Origin of the sequence: Chrysiogenes arsenatis DSM 11915 (assembly GCF_000469585.1) — a bacterium.
GTDB classification, from domain to species: Bacteria; Chrysiogenota; Chrysiogenetes; order Chrysiogenales; family Chrysiogenaceae; genus Chrysiogenes; species Chrysiogenes arsenatis.
In genome coordinates this window covers 14,257-39,734 of the sequence record NZ_AWNK01000004.1, presented here as the reverse complement: position 1 = coordinate 39,734, position 25,478 = coordinate 14,257, and the positions used below count along the sequence as shown (strand labels likewise).

General features: G+C 52.4%; 17 protein-coding genes. 4 read left to right on the top strand and 13 right to left on the bottom strand.

Going from position 1 to position 25,478, the window contains the following annotated elements:
• Nucleotides 1-101: 101 nt before the first annotated feature.
• The 5 genes from P304_RS0102055 to P304_RS0102035 all read right to left on the bottom strand — a co-directional run bounded on the left by P304_RS0102055 (nt 102) and on the right by P304_RS0102035 (nt 5,244).
• Nucleotides 102-929, bottom strand: a complete 828-nt coding sequence (locus P304_RS0102055; RefSeq protein WP_027389182.1) for an SIR2 family NAD-dependent protein deacylase — start codon at nt 927-929, stop codon at nt 102-104.
• Entirely contained in the window at nt 922-1,569 is a 648-nt protein-coding gene (locus tag P304_RS13565) for a trimeric intracellular cation channel family protein (RefSeq protein ID WP_051321321.1), read from the bottom strand. The genes P304_RS0102055 and P304_RS13565 overlap by 8 nt, the downstream gene beginning before the upstream one ends.
• 13 nt (nt 1,570-1,582) lie before the next feature.
• Nucleotides 1,583-2,740, bottom strand: coding sequence for a cysteine desulfurase family protein (locus tag P304_RS13560; protein WP_034763781.1), 1,158 nt, complete (start codon nt 2,738-2,740; stop codon nt 1,583-1,585).
• Between the two features lie 20 nt (nt 2,741-2,760).
• The gene (locus P304_RS0102040) at nt 2,761-3,669 is read right to left on the bottom strand and encodes a hypothetical protein (RefSeq protein WP_027389181.1); all 909 of its coding nucleotides are present in this window, start codon (nt 3,667-3,669) and stop codon (nt 2,761-2,763) included.
• Between the two features lie 63 nt (nt 3,670-3,732).
• Nucleotides 3,733-5,244: a M99 family carboxypeptidase catalytic domain-containing protein gene (locus tag P304_RS0102035; RefSeq protein ID WP_027389180.1), complete on the bottom strand. Its 1,512-nt coding sequence runs from the start codon at nt 5,242-5,244 to the stop codon at nt 3,733-3,735.
• Here P304_RS0102035 and P304_RS0102030 point away from each other — a divergent pair.
• Nucleotides 5,220-5,696 carry a tRNA (cytidine(34)-2'-O)-methyltransferase gene (locus P304_RS0102030; RefSeq protein WP_027389179.1) on the top strand — a complete coding sequence of 159 codons (477 nt, stop codon included), beginning with the start codon at nt 5,220-5,222 and terminating at the stop codon, nt 5,694-5,696. The two genes, P304_RS0102035 and P304_RS0102030, sit on opposite strands and share 25 nt — an antisense overlap.
• Nucleotides 5,697-5,709: 13 nt before the next feature.
• On the opposite strand, the gene P304_RS13555 is transcribed toward P304_RS0102030, so the two are convergent.
• The 5 genes from P304_RS13555 to glmU all read right to left on the bottom strand — a co-directional run bounded on the left by P304_RS13555 (nt 5,710) and on the right by glmU (nt 11,044).
• Nucleotides 5,710-6,192 carry an FKBP-type peptidyl-prolyl cis-trans isomerase gene (locus P304_RS13555; protein WP_084417484.1) on the bottom strand — a complete coding sequence of 161 codons (483 nt, stop codon included), beginning with the start codon at nt 6,190-6,192 and terminating at the stop codon, nt 5,710-5,712.
• A gap of 70 nt (nt 6,193-6,262) precedes the next feature.
• Nucleotides 6,263-8,914, bottom strand: coding sequence for an alanine--tRNA ligase (gene alaS, locus P304_RS0102020; RefSeq protein WP_027389178.1), 2,652 nt, complete (start codon nt 8,912-8,914; stop codon nt 6,263-6,265).
• A 289-nt stretch (nt 8,915-9,203) separates the two neighbouring features.
• Nucleotides 9,204-9,446, bottom strand: coding sequence for a hypothetical protein (locus tag P304_RS0102015; protein ID WP_027389177.1), 243 nt, complete (start codon nt 9,444-9,446; stop codon nt 9,204-9,206).
• The gene (locus tag P304_RS0102010) at nt 9,439-9,654 is read right to left on the bottom strand and encodes a hypothetical protein (RefSeq protein WP_027389176.1); all 216 of its coding nucleotides are present in this window, start codon (nt 9,652-9,654) and stop codon (nt 9,439-9,441) included. The genes P304_RS0102015 and P304_RS0102010 overlap by 8 nt, the downstream gene beginning before the upstream one ends.
• Nucleotides 9,644-11,044: a bifunctional UDP-N-acetylglucosamine diphosphorylase/glucosamine-1-phosphate N-acetyltransferase GlmU gene (glmU, locus tag P304_RS0102005; protein WP_027389175.1), complete on the bottom strand. Its 1,401-nt coding sequence runs from the start codon at nt 11,042-11,044 to the stop codon at nt 9,644-9,646. Before glmU ends, P304_RS0102010 begins: the two co-directional genes overlap by 11 nt.
• Nucleotides 11,045-11,225: 181 nt before the next feature.
• Here glmU and P304_RS0102000 point away from each other — a divergent pair, with 181 nt between their 5' ends.
• Together P304_RS0102000 and P304_RS0101995 are read left to right on the top strand one after the other, a co-directional pair.
• Nucleotides 11,226-12,575 carry a UDP-glucose dehydrogenase family protein gene (locus P304_RS0102000; RefSeq protein ID WP_027389174.1) on the top strand — a complete coding sequence of 450 codons (1,350 nt, stop codon included), beginning with the start codon at nt 11,226-11,228 and terminating at the stop codon, nt 12,573-12,575.
• The gene (locus P304_RS0101995; protein ID WP_027389173.1) at nt 12,572-13,411 is read left to right on the top strand and encodes a PHP domain-containing protein; all 840 of its coding nucleotides are present in this window, start codon (nt 12,572-12,574) and stop codon (nt 13,409-13,411) included. Before P304_RS0102000 ends, P304_RS0101995 begins: the two co-directional genes overlap by 4 nt.
• A gap of 51 nt (nt 13,412-13,462) precedes the next feature.
• On the opposite strand, the gene accD is transcribed toward P304_RS0101995, so the two are convergent.
• Both accD and ppk2 read right to left on the bottom strand, forming a co-directional pair.
• Nucleotides 13,463-14,272, bottom strand: a complete 810-nt coding sequence (gene accD / locus P304_RS0101990; protein ID WP_027389172.1) for an acetyl-CoA carboxylase, carboxyltransferase subunit beta — start codon at nt 14,270-14,272, stop codon at nt 13,463-13,465.
• A 172-nt stretch (nt 14,273-14,444) separates the two neighbouring features.
• The gene (gene ppk2, locus P304_RS0101985; RefSeq protein WP_027389171.1) at nt 14,445-15,302 is read right to left on the bottom strand and encodes a polyphosphate kinase 2; all 858 of its coding nucleotides are present in this window, start codon (nt 15,300-15,302) and stop codon (nt 14,445-14,447) included.
• 178 nt (nt 15,303-15,480) lie between these two features.
• Here ppk2 and P304_RS0101980 point away from each other — a divergent pair, with 178 nt between their 5' ends.
• Nucleotides 15,481-17,352 (top strand): ABC-F family ATP-binding cassette domain-containing protein, encoded by a 1,872-nt coding sequence (locus tag P304_RS0101980; RefSeq protein WP_027389170.1) that lies wholly within the window; start codon nt 15,481-15,483, stop codon nt 17,350-17,352.
• Nucleotides 17,353-17,358: 6 nt separating this feature from the next.
• On the opposite strand, the gene P304_RS0101975 is transcribed toward P304_RS0101980, so the two are convergent.
• The gene (locus tag P304_RS0101975; RefSeq protein ID WP_027389169.1) at nt 17,359-25,449 is read right to left on the bottom strand and encodes a non-ribosomal peptide synthetase; all 8,091 of its coding nucleotides are present in this window, start codon (nt 25,447-25,449) and stop codon (nt 17,359-17,361) included.
• Nucleotides 25,450-25,478 lie beyond the last annotated feature (29 nt).

The following is a 25,478-nucleotide window of genomic DNA, read 5'->3' as shown; positions in this document are numbered from 1 at the left end:
TATTGCAGAATACGCATTCCTACATTTTGTCACTTTTCATACGCCGGAGAGGATGATAGCAATTGTTACTATCTCTGTCAAAAAATATGATTCTTATACTGTTAAAGTACCTTGAGCGCCAGTTCTTCGAAAGCGTGTGCGGCCTTAAAAGGGAGGTAAATGTCCGGGCGGCAGACTTCTAGTGAGGCAGAGTCAGGATTGATTGTTATTATGAGCGATCCCTGCCGCTGTAAGCGTGCTGCCAAATAATCGTTGGTTGGCACCGCTGCACTCGACCCAACAAGCACAACGACCTGCGGTGTGGTGACTTCCGTCAGAAAACTGGTGAAATTATCGTCCTGAATAGGGTGACCAATATAGTCACTATCGCCCCACATGAGTATATGCGGACGGAGGAGTTCGCCGCACTCCGGGCATTTGGGGAGAGTGGTGGCTATCATCGTCGTTTCGTTCAGGTCGCAGAGCGGCACATCGAGAGAATCACGATATCCATACCGGCAGCGTGAGCCGCGTAAACACTGCAGCCGCCACATGGAACCGTGCACTTCGCGCACCGATGTGGGTTCAATCCCGCTGCGTATATGGTAGCCGTCGGTGTTTGTCGTATGCACAAAGCTGTGTTGGCTCCGCTGCATAAGTGCATTCAGGATCGCATAGCCTGCATGTGGCTGATTGGTGTGAGCATTGCGCCGACGCCACTCGTAAAAAGCCCACGAGCGCTCTGGACGGATACGAAAAGAGTAGGGTGAAGCCAACTCTTCGGCCACCAGTCCCAGCTCTTTGAATGGCGGAAAATTGCGCCAGTATCCATCACGGTCGCGAAATGTGGGAATGCCTGAATCGGCACTCATGCCAGCGCTGGTTAAAAATAAAACACTTTCTGTTGCGTCTCGAAGCGCTGTAGCCGCACGTGTGAGGGCGTCACTCATGAGTTCCTCCATCTTTTGGTGAAGTTGGTGAAGTGTCAAAAGTTGGGAGTTTCCAGCCAGTAAAATACGCAAAAAGGCGCAGGCTGAGTCCCACCGCAGCGACGACAAAAATAGCCAGATCGCTCAAAAGTTCGGTGCGATCAAGCCAGTAAAAGGCAATACCAATCAGGAGCGCCACGCTCCCGTAAAAATCAGTTTTTAAAATAAATGGAACTTCATTAATCATCACATCACGAATAATACCTCCGCCGACAGCGGTCAGGAATGCTAACGAAATGATGCCAAAAAAATTCAGTTGATGTTCGATAGCAACCAGTGCACCGGTAATACTAAACGCAATCAGCCCTATGCTATCGGCAACAATAAGCAATGCATGACGGTCGACATCTCCGCGACGGTGTAAACGGAAGAGTAGTGCGAGCACCAGCGAGACGATGATGACAATCAAGGGATAGTTTTCGCGAAAGGCGAATGGCGTCGTGTTGACAATCGCATCGCGCGCTATTCCGCCACCAACCCCCGTCAGGAAAGCGGCTATGATAACCCCCAGTAGATCAAGCCGCGCACGTACACCAACCAGAAAGCCACTAACAGCAAAAGCGCTCAGGCCGATAACATCGGCAATAAAAAAGATGTTCATAACAACTTTCCCTTCAACTCAGCTCAAGCGTTTGGAAGTACGCTTCGGTGAGTAACGCAACACCAGCGCGCACGTCTTCTTCTCGAATGCCGCGCCCGAACGCGAGACGGAGCGTTCCCGCTGCGGCTTCCGGCGGTAAGCCAATAGCGCTTAAGACGTGTGATTGTTCTGGGATATCAGAGGTGCAGGCGGCACCGGAACTCATCGCAATGTCAGGGGTAGCCAGCATGATTGATTCGGCATCGACTTCTGGCAGGGTAATGCTGATGCACCCTGGAAGGTGGAAGTGGCTATCGCCATTGATACGGCTCTCAGGGATGGCGTGGCATATCAAGTCGATAAAAAGTTGGCGCAGTGCCGCGGCATGCGCCATGTCATGCGCCAGTTCTTGCTGGGCAATGGCGCACGCTTCACCAAAACCGACGATTGCGGGAACGTTCAACGTCCCCGGGCGTAAGCCATGTTCGTGCGTCCCGCCGTGCAGCATTGGTACGAGGCGAAAAGGAGAATCGTGGCGGCAATAGAGTGCGCCGATCCCTTTGGGACCATAAAATTTATGCGCGCTTATAGAGAGAAAGTCGATGCCGAGCTCTGCTACCTGAACGGGAATTTTGCCAACACCCTGAGCAGCATCACAGTGAACGGCAGCGCCATATTCGCGAGCAAGTGCACAGATGGCAGCGATGTCCTGAATGGTGCCGATTTCATTATTGGCGAGTTGCACCGAAATAAGCAGTGTATCGCTGTCGATGGCCTCTTCGAGGGCGTCCATATTGAGTCGTCCCGTCGACGCAACAGGAAGCTCTATGACGCAAAACCCTCGATGCTTGAGGGAGCGACAAGGGGCAAGTACCGCGCGATGTTCGATGGATGACGTCAGTATTTTCCGACGTCCGTTTGGTTGTCTCACGTCCGGAGCGATCCCAAGGAGAGCAAGGTTATTGCTTTCGGTAGCTCCAGCGGTGAAGATAATTTCCGAATGATGAGCCCCGATGAGCGCAGCTACCTGTTCGCGGGCATGATGTACGGCGTTGAGCGCCCGTTTGCCTGCTCGGTGCACCGTGCTTGCTGGGTTTCCATATTGCTCAGTAAAGTAGGGAAGCATTGCTGCCACGACCCGCTCGTCGCAGGGCGTCGTGGCCAAAAGGTCAAAGTAGAGATAGTGGGACATGGATAACTACTCGCCTCCTCTTATTCGCCCAGAATGTCGAGCGCGGTAATAGTGACAGCTTCAAGCCGGGCAACCGCAAGAATATACCCTAAATCGCGTGCGATTTCGCGAGCAAATCGGTTTTGACCATCGGGTGCGCCGTCAAGGTTCGCAGCGCGCCAATGAAAGGCGATATTACGCACCGTTTGTTCGATAGCATCTTTTTTGTTCAAAATCTCCTGGCGCCCTTGTGCGCGGTCGCGTGTGGCAAGGCGCAGATCAATACTGATGGTTCCTTCAACGGAGCCGCTACGCCCTTGGAGCGTAATCGTAAAAGGGGATAAGGTCATGTTTGCAGGAATAAGCGCATTATCTGGCTGGTTTGTCAGTTGTGCCGGGCGCAGAAAAAGCATCCCTACGTAACGACGGGCATTGGTGAGATCTTTCAACCGTTGCTGAATTTGCTCGACCGTAACGGCGGCAGGGAAAACGTCAAAGCGCACGGGTTCACCAGCGGCAATGCGACGCATAGATTCATCCATTTCGTCACGACGCCACAAAGAGAGGAGGCGTTGATCAATCAACTCTTGCTCCAGCCGTTCCCGAGCCACTGACTTGGTCGCTCCTCCTTGCTGAAGCGTGGACAATGCATCGCGATAAAAGTTTTCCAGCAGGGCTATTTCACTACGAAGGATCAAGTCGCGCAGTTGAGTTCGGTCGTTCGGGGTGAGCCGTTCCACGGTATTCCAGAACGCTATGCGATCTTCAGACGGTACCGCTTCGTTTGCCGTGCGGATCTGCTGACGTATCGTGTCAGCAATACGCTGTTTTTCCTCGGTGGTAAGGGACGATGTCGCTGGAATCAGTGGAAAAATGTCGATAACGGCCGCGAGTGATGATGTGGTACTGAGCAGAAGTACGAATAAGAGTATGAAGATATTGGTGCGCATAATTCCTCCAGCGGTGAATGTCGGCTTTGTCGCTGCACCAAATGTGCATACCGTACAGTAGTCCTATTTTCCGTGCCGATCAAGGATTTGAATGTAGACTTCACCGGTGGAGGTGCGATGATCGGAGGCCAGCCCTTGTACGCGGTAGAGAAGTCCACGTTTATTGACCGAATAGCGCCAATCGAGTTCTTCAGTTGTAATCAGATAGTGGCGGTCGTCGGGAATAGGGCTCCCTCCTGGCGGTACATAGCCTGAAAAATTGACGATATCGCCTGTAGAGCCGGAGCGAGATAATGCTTCACCAATGACAAGAGTATTGCTCATCACCACAACCTCGCCCTGACGCAGCTTTATTGGTGGGGCGCCATCGACGGAGAGTGCAAACTCAACCGTAGGGTTTTCGGTCATATGCAGGCGAATTTCACCCTGAACTTCGTGTTCTTTACGGATGACGATGCGACTTTCTTGTGTGACAGCAAAGGGGATAGCCGTATCGACATTTGAACCAACACCAAGGATATCTGCTGTCCAACCGTGGTGCTCGCGATTGCCAAACCCAAGCACTTCTACGGTATCACCAGGGAGTAAGTAGAGGCGCCCCCACGGAAGTACGCGTCGCGCAAGCCCGTTGATGGCAATTTCGACGTGCTCTAAACGTTTTGTGTCTTCCAAATACCAACCGATACTTTCTAGGTCATCCGGTGGCGTCATCAGTTCCCCACCAACTGTATCCACAAATGCCTGCATAACTTTCAGATGGTAACGGACGCGATGGCGAAGGTCTGGCAGCATTTTTGACGCTTCGGAACAAAAGGCTGGAATACCAAGTTTCGTGAGAGCGTAATAGGTTAAACTCGCGCGTTGCTCAACGTGAATGGTACCGGACTCGCCAGTTTTCGTGTTATTGACATGGAAATGGTGATTTTGATCGGCAATTTCGGCGTTCACTTTGCTGACAACATCGTCGGCCACACAACGCAAACACATGTCACCATGTTTGGTTCGTGAATAATGTTCGGTATCAATGATATGCGATTGACCATAGCGCATTGGATTGCGGTCACTGTTCTGGTACGTTGGTGAGTAGTAGCCGGAACCATCGTGCAACGTCAGGATGTAGTCGTAATTTTGCATGAGTGCGCTGAGTTTACGCACTACCGCAGATTCAGGGAGATCAGGTTTGGGTTCGCCAAAAATGCGGTTCATATCGACATTGACGCCACGGCGGTGCATAATAACAGCCTGACGGTTGATATACGGGATGATGTGCACATCACCGCGACTCACGCTGCCTTGCAGCGCGTACGCCGCACTCCGGTGCCCGCCTGATTCGTCGCCGTGGATGCCACCAACAAAGAGTATCTTTGGCCCTGGCTGCCATTCTGTGGCGCGGGGAACGGGGTAGACATCAAAATGCCATTCGGGTGGCAATGGTTGATTGGCCGCCTGAACGGATTGACTTATGCCAAGAATGATGCCGAAGCACGCAAGCAGTACGCCGAGTCGGCGCAGCACATGATGACTTTGAAAAGAGAAGGAACCGATACCGTATGATACATATTGCGCTTTATTCACCAGAAATACCGCCCAACACCGGGAACATTGGTCGGCTGTGTGTCGTGACAGGAACAACGCTTCACCTGATAGAGCCCCTTGGATTTTCTCTCGACGAAAAACACCTTCGTCGCGCGGGAATGGATTACTGGGAACACGTACAATTAAGGGTTCATCCAGATTTTTCAGCTTTTCTTGAGTTCGTAGCGCACGTCAACGGAACACTCTGCGCGTTTACAAAGTTTGCTACACAGTGGCATACCGAAATGCCAGCGTCAGTTGAGCCACTTTTTCTCCTCTTTGGGCGTGAAACAACGGGTCTAGGAGCCGATATTCGCGCGCAGTGCGGTGAACATCTCTATCGTTTGCCCATGCTTCAGCAAGAACACTGCCGGAGCCTCAATTTGTCTAACGCCGTTTCGGTGGCGCTGTATGAGGTACTCCGGCAGAGAGGTTTCCCAAACTTAACGTGATAACAAATAAAGCTTAGTGGCCGCAGCCGCAACCGCTTCCGCAATGTTCTTTTTTCTTTGTTGTCCCTTTTTGTGCGCTCAGGAGTTTAATTTCAAACGTCAGATCTTCGCCAGCGAGCGGGTGGTTGCTGTCGATAGTAATGGTCTCTTCGGTGATGTCGGTAATCGTTACATGCGTTGTTTCGCCCGTTTCAGATTGTGCCTCAAGTACCATGCCGACTTCAGGAAGAATATCGCTAGGAAGGGCTTCGCGGCTGATTTCTTGCTGTAGTTCAGGATCATAATCGCCGTAGGCTTCTTCTGCTGGGATGGTAACAGTTTTTTCTGTTCCGACTTCCATACCCGTGATAGCGGTTTCAAATCCTGGGATGACACTATTTTCGCCAAGGGTGAATACGAACGGCTCACGATCTGTAGAAGAGTCGAAAACAGTTCCATCTTCGAGAGTTCCAGTATAGTGAATGGTTACTTCGTCGCCAGTAATTGCTTGTGCCATGATGGCCTCCTGAAATTTTTTCGAGACCTTATACCAGTTATCTCGAGTTTGCGAGAACTTTCCTCTGCGATTATTGAAAAATTCTCGCAATCATTTCGCGTGCCGCTTCCAGCGCTTCGCCAAGCTTTTCGGGGTGTTTTCCGCCAGCTTGTGCAAAGGTTGGTTTCCCGCCTCCACTGCCACCAGCTATTTGTGCCATGCACTTGACGATGTCACCCGCCTTTATTTTGCTGGTGAGTGCTTCGGGAACACCAACCACAAATGAGACTTTATCGTCAAGTACACTTCCCAGCGCGACAATGCCGTCGCCGATTTGATTGCGGGCAATATCGACAGCGGTTTTCAGCTCATCTATCGTTTTCCCCGTCAGGGCGGTGACTAATATCGTGGTGCCGCAGGCCAGTGTTTGTACCTGCGCGGCCAATGCGCCGATTTCAAGGGCTGCCAGTTTTTCACGGGTTTCACGCAGTTCGCGTTCTACGGAGCGGAGACTTTCTTGTTGACGCGCGAGTTTGAGCGGAATGTCGTCAATCGGGCATTTCAGGGTTTGTGCGATGGTTTCGAGTGTTCCCAGTGTCGTTTGCAATAAGCGCAACGCATTGCGGCCAGTGGTGGCTTCGATGCGGCGCACACCGGCGGAAATTGCCGATTCGGAGAGGATTTTGAAGAGTCCAATTTCACCGGTCGCATCGACGTGAGTACCGCCACAGAGTTCCATGCTGTAATCGCCCATCGTCACCACACGCACTTCATCGCCATATTTTTCACCAAACAGAGCCGTTGCGCCACGTGAGACGGCTTCGTCAATCGGCAGGACTTCTTTGGCAACGTGGGCATTGGCGAAAATTTGGGCGTTGACGGCATTTTCCAGCTCTTCGAGCTCCGTTGGGCTCATCCCTTTCCAGTGGGTGAAATCAAAGCGCAGCCGTTCGCCGTTGACGAGCGATCCGGCCTGTTTGATATGTTCGCCGATGGTGTTTTTCAGAGCGGCTTGCAAAAGGTGTGTTGCTGAATGGTTTTTCACAATGTTCATCCGCAGGGGGCGATTGACCACGGCGTTGATGGTCATGCCAACACGCAACGATCCTTCGCGTTGCGTGCCACGGTGCAGGTGGATACCGCCAAACGATTTATTGACACTGCTGACTTCAAAAAGCACGCCATCACTTTCGAGTACGCCACTATCGGCTACTTGTCCGCCGCTTTCCGCATAGAATGGCGTGATGTCAAGTACGATAGTTCCGGTTTGACTAGCGGCAAGGGTTTCAATGCGGTTTTCGGCTTCATCCAGAATGGCGATAACGGTAGCAGAGTGTTCCAGATGCTCGTAGCCGCAGAACTGTTGCGTCATGCTCTGTTCGATCTGGCGTATCGACTCACTGGAAACGGCATTGGTTGCCCCTTTCCATGAAGCGCGTGCCCGTTCTTTTTGCTGTTGCATAGCCGTATAGAAGCCAGCCTCATCGGCACCAATTCCTTGCTTTTCGAGGATGTCGACCGTGAGGTCGAGCGGGAATCCGTAGGTGTCGTAGAGTTTGAAGAGACTTTCGCCATCAAGCGTATTTTTTCCCGCGGCGCGGAGTTCGCGGCACATTTCGTCCAAAATGGCGAGGCCATGATCAAGTGTATTGGCAAAGCGCTTTTCTTCCTGAAGAATGATCTCTTCGATCAGGCGGCGGTTACTGCGGATTTCTGGGTAGACATCACTATAAAGCGTATCCATCAGCGCGACGAGGGTATAAATGTAGGCTTCTTTTTTGCCAAGGTGGTTGGCGTGACGCATGGCGCGGCGCATAATGCGACGCAGCACGTAGCCACGCCCTTCATTGGACGGAATGGCGCCATCGGCAATCAGGAAGGTCATGGCACGCAAGTGATCCGCAATGACGCGCATGGAAACGTCGTTCTCGCTGGTACTTTTTTGATAGGTTTTGCCGCAGTCACGGGCAATTTGTTCCAGAATAGGGAGAAACAGCGAGGTATGATAGTTGGACTGCTCACCAGCAACGACGGCGCTAAGGCGCTCCAGTCCCATGCCGGTATCAATCGAAGGCTTGGGGAGTGGAACCAGAGTTCCGTCGATTTGCCGGTCGTACTGCATAAATACGAGGTTCCAAATCTCCAGATAGCGGTCACATTCGCACTCGACGCCACACGCGCCACCCACGGTACACGGTACGGCTGGCCCTTGGTCGTAATGGATTTCAGAGCACGGGCCGCACGGGCCGGTATCGCCCATTTGCCAGAAATTGTCTTTTTCCCCGCAACGCAGAATACGCTCAGTAGGAACGCCGATTTCATCACGCCAGATGGCAAACGCTTCGTCATCATCGCGGAAGACGCTGACCCACAGGCGCGAAGGGTCGATGCCCATTTCCTTCGTGACAAATTCCCAGCCGTACGCGATGGCATCGCGCTTAAAGTAGTCACCAAAGCTGAAGTTCCCCAGCATTTCAAAAAAGGTATGGTGACGTGCGGTAACGCCGACGTTTTCAAGGTCATTGTGTTTTCCGCCAGCACGGACGCATTTTTGTGAGGTGGTGGCGCGGGTATAGTCGCGTGATTCGTTCCCAAGGAAAATATTTTTAAATTGATTCATCCCCGCATTCGTGAAGAGTAGCGTGGGGTCGTCATGCGGGATAAGGCTTGACGATGCGACGATGGCGTGCCCTTTGCTGGCAAAATAATCAAGGAATCTCTGGCGTATTTGGCTTGCTTGCATGGAATCGATGCTCCTTTACGGTATGGAAATTATTTATAAATTGTTCGGTATCTATGGTGGCTAGAAATGCAGTGCGCTCGCTCTTGTCATTTCGAACGAGCGAAGCGAGGAGAAATCTGACAACCCCTACTTATTGCTCAGTGTCATTTCGAACGAGCGAAGCGAGGAGAAATCTGACAACCCCTACTTATTGCTCAGTGTCATTTCGAACGAGCGAAGCGAGGAGAAATCTAAGATCTCTCACTCCGTTCGAGATGACGGGTGAAAGCCGCAATGCCTCACGGTAACTTTAGCGTTCTGGTGGTGGGTCGACTTCTGGTTCCCATAAAACAACCCCTTGATCGCGCGCTTCGTCGAGCGCACGGTGTAACACCTGCGCACGCACGTTTCGCTTATGGTCGCGATTGAGAAACACGACGGGCTTGCCTCCAAGGTGGCAAAATCCGCCGCTGGTTGCGCCACGAAGTTTTTCCGTGCGTACTTCGATGTGCGATAATTTGGCCACTTTTAAGAGTGTATCGAGATTATCCACGGTTCCGCCGAGCCAAGCGTGCTATTTGCTGATCTTTGCGGCGATTTAACTCGCGCTGACGGCGGCCGACCAGAAAGAGGACAATGATCGCGAGCAGGATGAGTACCGTCGGTGTCATCGCATCCAGCGCATCGTCACGGGTAAATGCTTCCGGTGTATCGCTTGTGCTGGTTGAAAGTGCAACACCTGCCAATTGTTCAGCGGCCATCTTTCTCTCGCAGTTTTTTCTCGCGGAATCGCGCTGCCCACCCTTTCAGTACTTTTTGTTCAACACGGCTGATGACTAACGATTCTTCAGGAACATCGCGCGTCACGGTTGTTCCGGCGGCAATAATGGTTCCTTTGCCTACCGTAACAGGTGCAACGAGTTGAGTATCAGAGCCGACAAAAACACCGTCTTCGAGTACGGTACGATGCTTCCCGAACCCATCGTAATTACAGGTAATTGTGCCGCACCCGATGTTGACATCACGGCCTAGAGTGGCATCTCCAATATAACTCAAGTGAGAGGCTTTGGAGCCTTCACCGATATGGCTTTTTTTGATTTCGACAAAATTACCAATTTTGACATGATTTTCGAGCACGGAACCGGGACGCAAGTGAGCATATGGGCCAACAGCAACGTCGTCACCCAATACCGCACCTTCCAAGTAACAACCATCTTTCAGGTAGCCATCATTGCCAATCGTGCATCCAATGAGCGTGCACCCCTGACGAATGGTGACCCGTTCGCCGATGGTCGTCCCTTTTTCGAGAAAGACGTTCGGATACAAAATTGAATCACGACCCACTTGCACGGTGGCTTCGATATAGGTACTTGAAGGATCGACAAAGGTTACGCCATTTTCCATCAACTCCTGCGCTTTCCGTCGATACAGGATTTGCGTCGCTTGTGCCAGCTCGGCGCGGGAATTGATCCCGAGCGTTTTTTCAAATGCTTTCCCGTCGATAGCCTGACACGTGTAGCCGTGATAGAGCGCATGGGCAACGATATCAGTCAGGTAGTATTCCTGCTGCGCATTGGTGCACTGGACTTCACTGAGCGTTTGAAACAACACGTCCCGCTTGACGAGGTAGATACCGCTGTTAATTTCGCGGATTTGCTTTTCTTCGGGAGACGCATCGCGCGCTTCGACGATGGAGCGAAATTTGCCATTCCAATCACGGACGATCCGGCCATAATTCCCGGCATCGTTGAGTGTCGCACTGAGGACGGAGAGGTCAGCTTTCGCGCGGCGATGATGTTCCAGAAAGTTTGCGAGTAGCGCCGCATCAACTAACGGCGTGTCACCACAGAGAATAAGGATATCGCCGGAATACGTACCGATGGCAGTTTTCGCTGCTTCAACCGCTTTGGCAGTTCCATTCAGCGTTTCCTGCAAGGCAAAGGCGATTCCATCAAAGCTCTCGGCGGTTTTTTGCGGAACCAACTCGCCACCATGACCATACACAACAACCGTTCGTTCACTTCCCGCCGCTTGGGCAGCTTTGATAACGTGAAAAAGCATAGGAATTCCTGCAACCGGGTGCAGTACTTTGGGTACGTCCGATTTCATGCGGGTTCCTTTTCCAGCCGCCAGTATGATGGTAGCGAACACTGATACCTCCAGTGGTACGGATCAGGGCGTTCAGGTGAACCCAGTTGCCCCTGACCAATCGATTTAGTGATTGTAGTAACTTATTAATGAATTTTCGTCGCTATTTATATATAATTCACGCCCCATTTGCAATGAAGTTGCTGAGAAGAAAAAAGATCGCTTTTGATATGGAGGAGTTTTTATGAAAGTTGGAGTTATCGGCGTTGGCTATGTTGGGCTTGTTGCCGCCACCTGTTTTGCAGAAACGGGCAATCAGGTTATTTGTGTTGATATCGATGAACAAAAAATTGCCAATCTCAAAGCGGGAATTCTCCCCATATATGAGCCGGGTTTAGAAGCGATGGTAGCGCGCAATTACGAAGAAGAGCGTTTGATTTTTACCACTGATATTCGCGATGCAGTAGAAAATTCGCTGGTGCTGTTTATTGCGGTCGGAACTCCTTCAAGTGAAGATGGGAGTGCTGATCTGCAATATGTTTTACGGGTAGCTTCGGCTATTGGCGAGCACATGAACGGCTATAAAATCATCGTCGATAAATCGACAGTTCCAGTGGGAACGGCGGATAAAGTGCGGCAAGCTATCGGTCAAGCACTCGCTAAGCGGGAAGCAGAGTATGAATACGATGTGGTTTCCAATCCAGAGTTTTTGAAAGAAGGGGCGGCGATAGAAGACTTTATGAAGCCGGATCGTGTGGTTATCGGCGCCGATAATGTTCGCACTCTTGAGATCATGAAAGAACTCTACTCACCGTTTATGATGCGCAATAACCGGGTTTTGACGATGGATATCCGTTCCGCGGAAATGACAAAATATGCTGCCAACGCCATGCTGGCAACGCGGATTTCTTTTATGAACGAAATTGCCAATTTGTGTGATCTCGTTGGTGCGGACGTCGCTGCTGTGCGCGAAGGGATTGGTTCTGATAATCGTATTGGCTACAGCTTCTTGTATCCTGGCGTTGGATATGGTGGAAGTTGTTTTCCCAAAGACGTGAAAGCAATTATGAAAACAGCGCGTGAACATGGGATGACGTTGCGTGTGCTGGACGCTGTCGAGGCGGTCAACCGCGACCAGAAAGAAGTGTTGGTCGATAAAGTCATGAGTCATTACGAAGTGAGCGCCGTGACCGGTGTGCTCAAAGATCACCATTTTGCGGTTTGGGGATTGGCCTTTAAAGCGAACACCGATGATATGCGCGAATCGAGCAGCATTACTATTATTAAAGAGCTTCTGAATCTCGGTGCGACGATTACGGCATTTGATCCCGAAGCGATGAACGAAGCGCGACATATTTTTGGCGATACCATACATTACGCTGATAATCGCTATGATGCGCTAGAAGGCGCTGACGCACTGCTCATCATCACGGAGTGGAACGAATTTCGTCGTCCTGATTTTGATAAAGTACGTTCGCTGCTCAAAACACCCGTCATTTTTGACGGTCGCAATCTGTATGACCCGATCAAACTTCGGCAGAATGGCTTTACCTACCGTTGCATTGGACGCGATACGGTGGGTAACCGTCCGTGATAGATCTGCATACACATTCTACCGCTTCTGATGGAACCTTAACGCCGAGCGAACTGGTCGCACAAGCGGCGGCCAATTCGCTGGAAGCGGTGGCGCTGACAGATCACGATACTGTCAGCGGCGTGGCGGAGTTTCTTACTGCCTGTGAACACCATGCCATTGAAGGTGTTGCTGGCATAGAAATTTCCGCTCACTTCAAAAGCCGTTCCCTTCACCTACTCGGATATTATATCGACCACCAAAGCAATGCGCTTTCAATTCAAACGACTGATTTGGTCGAAGCGCGCGATGAGCGCAATTTGCAGATGATTAAAAAGCTGAATGCGCTTGGTTTTGACATTACACTTGAAGAGGTACAGCAGGTGGCAGGCGACGTCGTCGGGCGTCCGCATATGGCTCAGATTCTGCAAACCAAAGGGTATGTTCGCTCCCATCAGGAGGCATTTGGCCTCTATCTTGGCGCAACAGGAAAAGCGTATGTGCCGAAAGAGCGATTGACACCGGAAGAGGCGATTGAGTTGATTCTGGCCGCTGGTGGTTTGCCAGTTGTTGCCCATCCGGGAACCTTGCCGTTACGTGGCGAGCGTGACTTTCGTAAACTATTGCAGCATTTGAAATCAAAAGGACTTGCCGGAGTCGAAGTCTACTACCCAGAACACACGCTGGAAGAGCGCTTCATGCTTGCTTCCCTTGCCGATCAATTGGGTTTAGTGGCGACGGGCGGCTCTGATTTTCATGGCGGGAATCGTCCGGGAGTTGTGCTTGGGCGCGGCGACGGGTCGCTTGATATTCCCTATCGCGTGCTGGAAGAACTTCAGGCACTGCGAGGCAAGTAACCAAAAAATGTGGGCAGACACACCCGTCCACCCACACTTCGCATAAAAAACCTAAAAACCGAATAGCGCGAGGGCGTGCGCAATCTTCGGGCGTAGCTCTTGGCGTGGGAGTACCAAATCGAGCATCCCGTGCTCCAGCAGGAACTCCGAGCGCTGAAACCCTTCTGGTAGCTTCTGGCGGATGGTTTGTTCAATAACCCGTGGCCCAGCAAAGCCAATAAGCGCTTCCGGCTCCGCGATGTTCAAATCACCAAGCATAGCAAACGATGCCGTTACTCCACCGGTGGTCGGGTCGGCAAGTATACTGATATACGGCACTTTGGCTTTGGCAAGCTCCGAGAGCGCCGCAGATGTTTTCGCCATTTGCATCAAGCTGAGCGTTGATTCCTGCATGCGCGCTCCGCCGGAACACGAAACAATGATAACCGGATGGCGGTTGACAATACCACGCTCCACTGCGCGCGTAATCTTTTCGCCAACCACACATCCCATTGATCCCCCCATAAAAAAGAAATCAAAGGCCGCCACTTCAACCTTGTGGCCAAGCAATTCACCTGAAGCACAAACAATCGCGTCTTTTTGACCAAGAGCGGTCTGTGTTTCTGTAATGCGCTTTGAATAAGGCTTGGAATCGATGAAGTCGAGCATATCGACCGGAGAGAGGTTTGCGTCGTATTCCGTAATCGTCCCCGCGTCGAGCAGGGTTTCAATCCGCTGTTGTCCTGTCAGCCGTTCGTGGTAATGACATTTTGGGCAGACATAAAGGTTTTCCTGAAAATCTTTGCTGTATATCGAATCTTTACATTTCTTACACTTGACCCACACGCCGCCTGGAACAGTCGTCTTGGTATCAGCACTCATACGGTTTCCACCTTATTCGGGTATTTCGAACCTTTTACCACAGAAATTACTACGAGAAAATGGTGGGAATGTAAAATGGCAGGATTGCCCGACGAAAGGTGGTTTTTTACGGGCAGACATGCCGGTCTGCCCGTATAAGAATATCGTGTTATTTCGTGGCGTTGAGAGTATTTCAATGCTTTTTCTTCTTCACCTTTTTGATTTGACATGGCTCTGTGGCAAACGTCGCCTGCGAATACGGTGATACGACGCCGGGATCTGCCAGTAGGCAGACAGCATTCTGATCTTTACCTTCGTAATCAATTTTGGCCAAGAGGTCACGTGTCAGGTTGATTCGCGCACGTTTCTTGTCATTTGAATCGACAATAATCCATGGGGAATACGGGGTATGCGTGCGGCTGAACATCTTTTGAAAGGCTTCGGTATATTGATCCCAGAGATTGAGTGATTCTTCGTCGATTGGGCTGAGTTTCCACATTTTTAATGGTTCTGTTTTACGGCTCAATATCCGTTTGGATTGCTCGTCTTGGCCGACATCAAGGAAATATTTGAACACCAAAAAACCGCTCCCCAGCAACATTTGTTCAATATTCGGTACTTGATAGATAAACTCTTTATACTGCTCATGATTGCAAAAGCCCATCACCCGTTCCACGCCAGCACGGTTATACCAGCTCCGGTCAAAAAATACGATTTCGCCACTATTCGGCAGTTCGCGGAAATAGCGCTGAAAATACCACTGCCCTTGTTCGACATCACTGGGTTTGGCGAGTGCTGAGACGCGCGCAACGCGGGGATTCAGGTGTTCGGTTAAGGCTTTGATCGTCCCCCCTTTGCCGGCACCATCACGACCCTCCAGAATGATAAGCACTTTATTGCCGCTCTCTTTCACCCATTTTTGCAGTTTCGCCAGCTCGATTTGCAGTTTGACCAACTCTTTGGCGTAAAACTTGTCTACCATTTTCCCTTTGGCGTTAAAGCAACGCTCCCGATCGGCATCTTCGGGGCGAACAACAATCTGCTGAGTCATCTCGTGCCTCCTTTTTTCCTTGGCCTCGAACCAAAGGAATTCGTTTCCGGGTAGTGAGATGTGAATGCAATTCTGCTATAGTTGAACTTTGCAAAATGCCACATGCCCGAGAAAACAGGAACAGTATAAATATTTCTACAAAATAATCAAAAAAGATAATGAAAGGTTACCCCTACTAATGATTCTTGAAGTTTCTCAAATCCGTAAATTTTTGGGTGATCGCGAACTTTTTCTGGATGCTTCATTCCGCCTGAAACGGGGTGAAAAAACCATTTTGATGGGGATAAATGGTTCCGGGAAATCAACCTTGCTCCGCTTGATTACCGGTGAAATGCTGGCTGACAGCGGAACGATCAAATGCCATGGAACCATAGGCTACATGAACCAACGGTTGGAAAATTTTAGCGCAACCGTCTATCAAACCGTGTTGGAAGCCTTTAGTTGGTTGCGCGATATGGAAAGCGAACTGCTGACGCTGCACGAAACCATGGCGCGCCCTGAGGTATTTAACGATCCAGTTCGTCTGGAAAAAATCATGAATCGTGCCGCCGAACTGCAAACCCGCTTCGAACTCTACGGCGGAAGCCGCATTGAAGCCGTCACGCGTAGCGTTTTAGCTGGTGTCGGCTTTCAAAGCGCTGATTACGAACGCGAGCCGCAAACCCTTTCCGGTGGACAGAAAAGCCGTTTGGCGCTCGCCAAGCTGGTTGCCCTTTCGCCTGACCTCATGCTGCTGGATGAACCGACCAACCACCTTGATATTGAAAACATCAAATGGCTGGAAAACTTCCTGAAGCGTTACGACAAAGCAACACTCATTGTTTCGCACGACCGCTACTTAATCGAATCGTTGGCACAAAAAATTGTAGAAGTCGACTCCGGACGTATTTTTGAATATCGCGGCAGTTATCGCCATTATCTCGAACAACGGGAACTCGTGCATAAAACCGTGGCGCGCGAAAATCAGGCCATTGCCGATAAAATCCAAAAAGAACAGGAATACATCCGGCGGCAACACTCGTGGGGCAACTACACGCAGGCCAAAAGTCGCGAAAAACAACTCGATCGCTTTCTGGAAAACAACCAAACAATGGAGATAGGCGAAAGTAGGGAGTTTAGCGCCCGCTTCACCCCAGAATATCTCCCCTCCGCCAAAACCGTCTTACAGGTAGATCGCATCAGCAAAAGTTATCACGGCAAAACCGTGTTGCAAGAACTTTCGCTAGAAGTGGAAAACGGCGATCGGCTTGGCATTATCGGGCCAAACGGGAGTGGCAAGTCGACCCTGCTGAAAATTATTGCCGGACACGAAACTGCCGACCAAGGGACGTTCCATTTTGGCAATCTCGTACGTGTCAGCTATTTTTCTCAGGAACATCACGAACTACAACGGCCATTGACGCTCATCCAGCAGCTCAATGAAATTCGCGCGAGTGCCACCATTCAGCAAATCCGCTCGTTGCTCGGTAAATATCAGTTTCGTGGTGAGGAACACCTAAAAACAGTGGGCGTTCTCAGTGGCGGCGAACTCTCGCGCCTGAGTTTTGCCTGTTTGGAAATGGATTGCGGGAATTTCTTGATTATGGATGAACCGACCAATCACCTTGATATTGAAGGAGTTGATGCCATTATCGACGCCCTGCGAGCTTTTCCCGGAACCGTAGTTGCCGTTTCACATGATCGCTACTTTCTGGAGCAGGTCTGCAATAAGTTGCTCCTGATGAATGACGGTGGGCTGGAGCTTTTCCGGGGGAACTATGCCGAATACCATGCCAGCCTGAAAGCGGCAACGAAAGCCGAGTTGCCAGCAGAACAGCCGCCGGTAACAACACAGCAGAGTAAACCCAAAAAAGTTGACCGCTACAAAGTCGATAAAATTGAAGCGACGATTGAGACATTAGAGCAGCAACGCGGAACGCTCGAAGAAAGTATCATCGCCAACGCGGCGGATTACGCCAGAGTGATGACCCTGACCAGCGAACTCGAAAAAGTCAAACAAGAGCTGGAAAAGAGTTACCGCGTTTGGGAGGAATTGCACGACGGTGGCTAAAGGCCGTCACGAATCCCCCAAACTCTCCAGCAGCGTGTCGAGCTGATCAATATCAAGACCGTCGTAGCTAATATCGCTCGGCGTGATCACCGTCGTTTCGACCTGACAACAATGCGCGATAATCTCTTGCAGATGGCTTACAAGCTGTTGCAGCAGCCTTTTGGCAACTTTTTCTTCCAGCGCATGACGGTTATAGCGCAATGCTATGCGGAGCACCTCGCCCACCACCGCACCGGTGATTTCCAGATCAAAAGGGCTGATATTATCGCCGCCGACGGTTGAGCCGTGTGGTTCGTCGGAAAGCGTCCATGCGCCATCATCGACGGTGGCGTCAAACACCCCCAAGTAATTAAAGCTGATGCGCGGCAGTGATGGTAACGTTGCATCGTGCGCGGCATTTGGTGTGAGCCAACGCAGGACGCCGTAGCCAATCCCGTGATGGGGTATGGCACGCATCCCTTCTTTGACGACACGCACGCGGTAGCCACTATCGTCGCGTTCAGAAACCTCCAGCAGGTGCGGAAAGAGCGTGGTAAACCAGCCCACGGTGCGCGAGACATCGAGCTTCACTCCAATTTCCTCACGTCCATGACCTTCTAAGGTAATCAGGTGACATCGCGAACCACTCCAATCGGTGAGGGCGAGCGCCGTTGCGGTGAGCAGGAGGTCAACCGCATCGGTGGCGTAGGCGCGATTGGCGTGACGCAGCAGTTGATCGGTGAGCGCGGGGGGTAGCGTATGCGCGATATCATCAAAATCTGCGGCCACGGCGGTTGGGGTTGCGGTGCCAAAAGGAAGTGGCGCGATAGTCGTCGCACGCTCGGATATATGCTGCCAATACGAGCGTTCGCGCTGCAGCGTATCACTCGTCGCGTAGGTTTGTAAGGCCACCATCCACGCGGCAAAAGAATCACTTTTCGGTGTCAGTGCTAGTGGTTTTCCGGCGACCAGTTGACGATATCCGGTCACGACATCTTCTGCCAGAATACGCCACGAAACACCATCTACCACCAAATGATGGATGATTATGCACAGACGGTCGCCGTCCGGTAGTTGGTAAAGGGCGGCGGTAAGCAGCGGTGGTTGCGCGATATCAAAACTTGCTTGTAACGCTGCGGCATGTTGCTCTAAGGCCTGCGCGGGATGTGTTGTGCGAGTGAAATCGACGATTTCAAAACGGAGCGGCGTGCCGATTGGCTGAATGGTTTGACGCCAACCATCGATGCTCTGGGTGAACGCGGTGCGGAGCATGTCATGATGCGCGACCAAGGCTGACAAGAGCGTGCGCAGCTTTGTTCCATCCAACCGTTCCCGTGAGGTGAGCAGAATCGATTGATTGTAATGGTGCACTCCCGCGCCATGTGTTTCGAAGAACCAGCGTTGCACGGGGCTGAGGGTGACATTGCCTGTCACCGGCTTTTGGTCGATCACCCGCTCGTACGGCGTAATGCGGCTTGCCAGTCCCGCCACGGTGGGGAATTGAAACACGTCAATCATTTCCGCCTGCCATCCCTGCTGCTGTAAGCGGGAGATGACCTGAATCGCGCGAATCGAATCGCCACCGAGGGCAAAGTAGTTGTCGTGAATGCCGATAGCGCTAAGGCCAAGCACCCCTTCCCATACCGTTGCCACAATCTGTTCGGTGTCATTGCGTGGGGCGACAAGCGTGGTGCCTAAATCGAGGCTGGGGGCATGTGCTTCTCGTGGATCGGGGAGGGCACGGCGGTCAAGCTTGCCATTCGCTGTCAATGGCAGCGCATCGATGGGTGTAAACCACGCTGGAATCATGTAATCAGCCAAAGTTTGCGCTAGGTGGTCGCGCAGTGCGGCGATGGTGACCTCGTGTTCAAACACCAGCCATGCGGCCAGCGCCAATGTGTCGTTGGCACCAGTTAATGCCAGTACCACACATTCACGGATGGCGGGATGAGCAAGCAGGCGGCTTTCGATTTCGCCAAGTTCCACGCGGAAGCCACGGATTTGCACTTGCTGGTCATTGCGGCCAAGGTACTCCAGTCCGCCTGTCCATGTCCAACGCCCGAGATCGCCAGTGCGGTAGAGTTTCCCAGTTCCAAATGGATTGGTAATAAAACGCTGGTTTTGGAGTTCTGGACGATTCAGGTAACCACGGCTGACCCCGCTGCCGCCGACGTAGAACTCGCCGGGAATGCCGACGGGCAGGAGATTCATTGAAGCGTCGCAAACATACACGGTGGTTTCGGGAATGGGTGTGCCGATAGGGCTTTTCCCCGCAATCGCAAGCTCCTCCAGCGATAATTGGTGAAACGTGACGTGCACGGTGGTTTCGGTAATACCATACATATTGATGAGGGCTACGGACGGAAAGCGCTCCGCCCAGCGGCGTAGATAGGTCGGTTCGAGTCGGTCGCCACCAAAAATCACGTAGCGGAGCGACGAACTCCAGTCGAAATCGGTGCGCAAGGCTTCGTCAATAAATCCGTAAAAGGCGGCTGGAGTTTGATTGAGCACCGTCACGCCACTGTTTTTGACAAGTGTCACGTAACGGGCGATGTCGCGCACCTCGTCCCGTTTTGGGATCACCAGCGTGCCACCGCGGAGCAACGCGCCGTACATTTCCCAGACGGAAAAATCGAAGCAGAATGAATGCGACTGCACCCAGACATCGCGGGAAGAAAAGTCAAAGGGCATCCGGTCGTTAAACAGGAGTCGCACCACGTTGCGGTGTTCAACCAGCACCCCTTTGGGTGTACCGGTTGAGCCGGAAGTGTAGAGCAGATAGGCGGCAGCGGAAGGGTCAAGCTGTGGCGGATGAACGACACAATTATTTGGCGTGGGGGAGTGTTCTGGCTCCAGTCGCACCAATGGCCGCGTACCTGCGTACGCTTGCTTTTGCGCTGCGCGCGGCACAAAGGCAATGCCGGGGAGTGCGCGCAGGTGTGCCTCGTCCGGTAGACGGTGTTCGTGGCGCAGCATCATCCCCACGAGTTCGGCGAGTGTTGCCTCCCCTTCGCCGATCACCACAAGGTCGACCGCGCGGTTTTGGAGGACGTGCGCGACGCTGCTGGTGGCATACGGCCCACCGGCAATAATTGGCACTTCTATCCCCCACTGGCGGAGCAGCGCCACTGTTTCGTGGAAAAACTCCTGATAGAGCGACAAGGTACGAATGCCGATCAGTTCAGGTTTGGTTTCATCAAGCAATTGACGGAGTTCGGCAAAAGAATCGAAATCAATTCGCGCTTTAGCAATCCGTCCATCGATGTGACTGCCGAATTGTTGCTGCAGATAACTGAGGAGCGACATAAGACCCAGTGGCGGTTCGACCACGTCGTAAAACAGTGAAGCGTGTTCGCTGAACAGTTGCGAAAGGTCGAGCAGCACAATGCGCAATGCGCCTTTTTCCGGCACGGCTGGGCGCGGAAAACGGTCATAAAAGCGATGCGAAAGCTCAGGGACGGCGACAGAATCTTCCTGTAAAAACTGGGCGTCGCCCAGTTCATGGTGTGGGATACCGAAAAACTCCAGCAGTTGCGCAAAACTGTGAATTTCCAGCGGCAAATAACTATTGTATTTCTGTACCAGCTCATCTTCGGTTAACACGCGCATTTGGTGCGGCAGTACGTGGCGGAGTCGTTCGCGGTTTAAGAAATACCCTTGGAAAAATTCCGATTGGTACTGCTTGGTAAAGGCGGCATCAAAGGGGAGCGTTTCCGGTAATTCGTGGAACGCAAGGGAGTGTGAACGGCGAATCGCTGAGCCATCAATGCCGTTGTCGAGCGCCAGTTGTTCCATAGCGGAGCCGGGGAAAATCTTGAGAATATGCACATAGGGAAAATGGAGCCAGTTGATGGACTGCATGAATTCCAGCGTTGCCAGCGCTTCGGCTTCGGTTTCGCTGGGGAAACCGTGCATGGTGAACAGCTCTAAGATAACCTGCGGATGGTGCGTGGTAATGTACTGCAATGTGTCGCGGAAGCGGTCGAGGTTGAGATTTTTCCCGATCATTGTTTGTAGGCGTGGTGACGCCGTTTCCAGCGCCAGCGCAAAGCTTACCGTTCCGGCAGCCACCATGAGGTCGATGTAGTCTGGCGTCAGCAAGTCGCCGCGTAAGCCGTTGGGAAAGTGGATTTGAAGCTGCAAACTGTGCTCCAGAATCAGCTCGAAAAATCGGCGGCTATTGTCACGGTTGAGGTTAAAAATATCGTCGATAAACACAAAGCGGCGCACTCCAAGTTGGTAGAGTGCTTGGACTTCGGCAAAGATATTTTCCGCCGAACGGTAGACGTGGTTACGTGGCCAAATTTGGTGGCAGTAGGCGCACTGGTAGGGACAGCCACGTGTGGCCTGAATTGCCACAGCGTGTTTGACCATCGACTGCCCGATAAAACGGTGGTAGCGCGTATGGTCGATTAAGGCGCGATTGACGACGGGAAGAGCGTCTACGTCAAGGATTTGGGCGCGCGGTGCGGTGCGTTCGATGATCGCTTCTGCCGTAATCCCTTGCAAGGCGATGGCGGAGTGGGTTGCCAGCAGATGGCCTTGCGTCAAAACCAGTGCCGCGTGGGAATCTTCGAGCATAAAGCGGATTCGCTCGGCGGGGTACGTCGGGTCGATCGGCAGATACGTGCAACCAGCGTGCAGGATGCCCAGTAACCATGCAGGCATGTGCAGCGCCGGTTCGGCGAGAATCGCAACTATGCTCCCCGTCTCGATGCGGTATTGTTGCAGCAGCGCGGCGATGCGCTCGGCTTCGCGTTGCAAGTCAGCGTAACTCAGGTGTTGATCCTCAAAACGTACCGCTATTGTATTGGGTGTGCGCTGCACCTGTTCGGTAAAGAGCGATACCAGCGTGGCCTGTTGCGGCCACGGTGCCGCGGTGGCGTTGAAATCGTGATGAATCCACTGGAGTTCGGCGGTTGTTAACAGTGGCAAATCGCTGACGCGCGCGGTCGGATTGACGACCACCCCTTCGGCCAGCATGCAGAAATGGTGAGCCATGTTGTGAATCCGTTGCGGCACGAACAGGTCACGGTTGTATTCCACAATAACATCAATGGTGTCATCGTTTTCCTGAAAGACAAAATCGAGATCAAACTTGCTGATATTTTCCATCTGCGCCAATTCGCGCACGGTAGCTCCGTCGAGGGTAAATGGAATTTGCCCCGTATTTTGCAGTACGACCATCAGGTCAAAAAGTGGTGAACGGCTGACATCGCGCGGCAACTCCAGCTCATCGACGAGTTGATCAAACGGATAGTTTTGGTGGTCGAAGCCTGATGTATTCGTCGCCATGACACGCGTGAGCAGATCGCAGAAGCGATCATCCGCCCGCACCTGATCGCGCAATGCCAGCGTATTCAGGAAAAAGCCGATTTGTGGCTCAAGGTCGGGATGCACTCTCCCCGCGACCGGTGTGCCGATAATCAGATCTTCTTGCGCCGTGTAGCGGAACATGAGTACCCGCACCAGTGCGAGCAGCAGGGCAAACAGACTGGCTCCCTGCGCCGTTGCCAGCGCGCGCAGTGGTTGCGCAATAGCAGGATCAAGTGTGAAGCGAACCACAGCTCCGGCATAGGTTTTGACGGGAGGGCGCGGGAAATCGGCGGGAAGGTCGAGCACCGGCAATGGTGCGGCGAGTTGCTGCAACCAGTAGGTGCGGTCGCGCTGCAACGTGGCGGGATCGTTTACTTTTTGGTTTTGCCAGGCGGCGAAATCGCGATACTGGATCGGCAGCGGCGGCAAGTGCGGTGTTTGGCCAGTGCTAAACCCATTATAGAGGGTTGAAAGCTCCGCCGTCATCACTCCCAACGACCAAACATCGCTGATGATATGATGAATCGAAAAGACGAAGGCGGTGCGTTGTGGTGCCAAAGTCAGCAGTGCAATGCGGTAGAGCGGCCCCGTTGTGAGGTCAAAAGGGCGAGCCGCTTCGGTGGTAAAGTATTCACGCGCCGTGTGTTCGGGGTCGGGAGTGTGGCTAACATCGCGCACGGTGACATCCGGCGCAAGGGATGTTTCAATTTTTTGACGCGGAACGCCATCGATGGCGATGAAGGTGGTGCGCAGGGTTTCATGCCGCTGATGCAGCGTGTGGATCGCCTGTGTAAAGGCTGCGAGTGAGAAGGAACCTTCGATCACAAAGGCGGAGGCCATCGTGTAGGCGGCAGAGCCTTTTTCCATCTGGTCGAGCATCCAAAGCCGCCTTTGGGCATGCGAAAGGGGATAGCTTGCAGCGTCAGGCAGCGCCGGAATCGGCTCATAGTGTGTGTGGCGCGCACGGTCAATAAACGTAGCGAGTGCGCCAATGGTGGGCGAAGCAAAAAAGTCGCGTACGCTGACTTCAACGCTGAACACTTTGTACATACGGGCGATAATGCGAATCGCTTTCAGCGAGTCCCCGCCAATTTCCATAAAGGGGTTGGCGCGCCCAATCCGTTTGAGTCCAAGGATTTCGCCCCAAATTTCGGCTAACTGTATTTCGGTGGTGCCGACCGGTGCTTCGTAGCTGCCGATGACCAGTACTTCCGGTTTGGGCAACGCTTTGCGGTCAACTTTGCCATTTAAGCTTAAAGGTAAGCTGGCCATCGGAATAAAATAGGCGGGAACCATATAGTCTGGGAGTGAGGCCAGTATATGTTCGCGGAGCGCGGTGTGGCTGATGGGTTCCAGTTCGGTGTAGTAGCAGGCGAGCACGTTTTCCATTTCATCGGTGCGGTGCGGCACTACGACCGCCTGACCAATCTGCGGCATGGCGAGGAGCACGCTTTCGATTTCAGCCAGCTCGATCCGGTTGCCATACACTTTTACCTGACTATCGAGACGGCCAACAAAGTCGATGGTCATGTCGGGGCGATAGCGTCCTAAATCGCCCGTGCGGTAGACAATATCCCGCGTTTCATTCTGCAGAGGGTTTTGGACAAATTTTTCGGCGGTAAGTTCCGGCGAGCGGTAGTATCCTTTGACGATAAAGGGTGATTTGACCGCTATTTCGCCGATTTTTCCCGGCGGGCACAGGGTGTGGCCGCTCAGGATTAAAATGACGGTATTTGTGATTGGCTTGCCGATGGGGACGATTTCATTGGGTTTGAGCGGTTCTGGCGGGATGCGGTGGAATGTTTTGAGCAAAGTCACTTCGGCGGGGCCGTAGAGGTTGACCAATTCGGCGTGGGTGCCGATGACGTGCCGCCAGTGATTGACGTCTTTGCCGTAGAGCGTATCGCCTGACTGAAAGACGAGTTGCAAGCTGGGAAAAAATCCTCCGCTACGCGCTTGTGAAGCGGCTTCCCGCGTTATGAGGCGCAAATAGGATGGAACCGTTTGCAGCAGCGTCAGCGCCGATGATTCAATCCACTCAATCAGCCGTGCAGGGTTTTCTTTCACGTCGGCGGCGGGAATGCACAGGGTTGCGCCACAGCAGAGCGCCACAAAAAAGTCTTTGAGACTCGCTTCAAACGTAACCGGCGCCATTTGGCTGATGCGCGAGGTTTCGTTCAAGCCAAATTCTGTGGCCTGCCAATGGCAGTAGTGCGCTAACCCTTTGTGCCACCCTTCAATGAATTTTGGAACGCCCGTTGAACCAGACGTGTAGATAACATAACAGCTATCGTCGGGTTCATTGATCATGGGGAGCGGATCGGTTGCTTCTGCGTCCGCAATTGCTGTGGTTTGCCAGTGTCCATCGCAAAAGCGCTGTTCATGAAACCCCGCTGCGGTGAACACCAAGAGGATGGTTGATGTGGCGAGGCCAAATTCGACCAGCATATCGGCGAGGCCGTTTTGTCCGTGGACGTCGGTGACAATGACCGATGGCGTGGTGTGGCTCAGGATGTGTTGTAAGCGCGGACGCGGTAAACCAAGTTCCAGCGGCAGAAAGAGACCACCTGCTTTAAGGACACCAAGGATGGTGGCGGCATACGTGATGCCAGTTGGAAACAAGACGCCGACCAGCACGTTGCGGCCAACGCCGCGTGCAACCAGAAGCGAAGCTATGGCATGAGCGCGCTTGTTGAGTTGGCGGTAGGTGATAGAGGCGCCGGAGCTTTCTTCGATGGCGTGATGTTCGGGAAATGTGGCTGCGATATGCTCAAAGACGCTGTGGACGATTTTTCGATTCATCACTCACCCCATCATGGTACTCGATGCAC

Bases quoted from the DNA above. Each gene is read 5' to 3' on its own strand.
- P304_RS0102055 (WP_027389182.1), bottom strand. From the start codon at position 929: ATGAGTGACGCCCTCACACGTGCGGCTACAGCGCTTCGAGACGCAACA.
- P304_RS13565 (WP_051321321.1), bottom strand. From the start codon at position 1,569: ATGAACATCTTTTTTATTGCCGATGTTATCGGCCTGAGCGCTTTTGCT.
- P304_RS13560 (WP_034763781.1), bottom strand. From the start codon at position 2,740: ATGTCCCACTATCTCTACTTTGACCTTTTGGCCACGACGCCCTGCGAC.
- P304_RS0102040 (WP_027389181.1), bottom strand. From the start codon at position 3,669: ATGCGCACCAATATCTTCATACTCTTATTCGTACTTCTGCTCAGTACC.
- P304_RS0102030 (WP_027389179.1), top strand. From the start codon at position 5,220: ATGATACATATTGCGCTTTATTCACCAGAAATACCGCCCAACACCGGG.
- P304_RS13555 (WP_084417484.1), bottom strand. From the start codon at position 6,192: ATGGCACAAGCAATTACTGGCGACGAAGTAACCATTCACTATACTGGA.
- alaS (WP_027389178.1), bottom strand. From the start codon at position 8,914: ATGCAAGCAAGCCAAATACGCCAGAGATTCCTTGATTATTTTGCCAGC.
- P304_RS0102010 (WP_027389176.1), bottom strand. From the start codon at position 9,654: ATGGCCGCTGAACAATTGGCAGGTGTTGCACTTTCAACCAGCACAAGC.
- P304_RS0102000 (WP_027389174.1), top strand. From the start codon at position 11,226: ATGAAAGTTGGAGTTATCGGCGTTGGCTATGTTGGGCTTGTTGCCGCC.
- accD (WP_027389172.1), bottom strand. From the start codon at position 14,272: ATGAGTGCTGATACCAAGACGACTGTTCCAGGCGGCGTGTGGGTCAAG.
- ppk2 (WP_027389171.1), bottom strand. From the start codon at position 15,302: ATGACTCAGCAGATTGTTGTTCGCCCCGAAGATGCCGATCGGGAGCGT.
- P304_RS0101980 (WP_027389170.1), top strand. From the start codon at position 15,481: ATGATTCTTGAAGTTTCTCAAATCCGTAAATTTTTGGGTGATCGCGAA.
- P304_RS0101975 (WP_027389169.1), bottom strand. From the start codon at position 25,449: ATGAATCGAAAAATCGTCCACAGCGTCTTTGAGCATATCGCAGCCACA.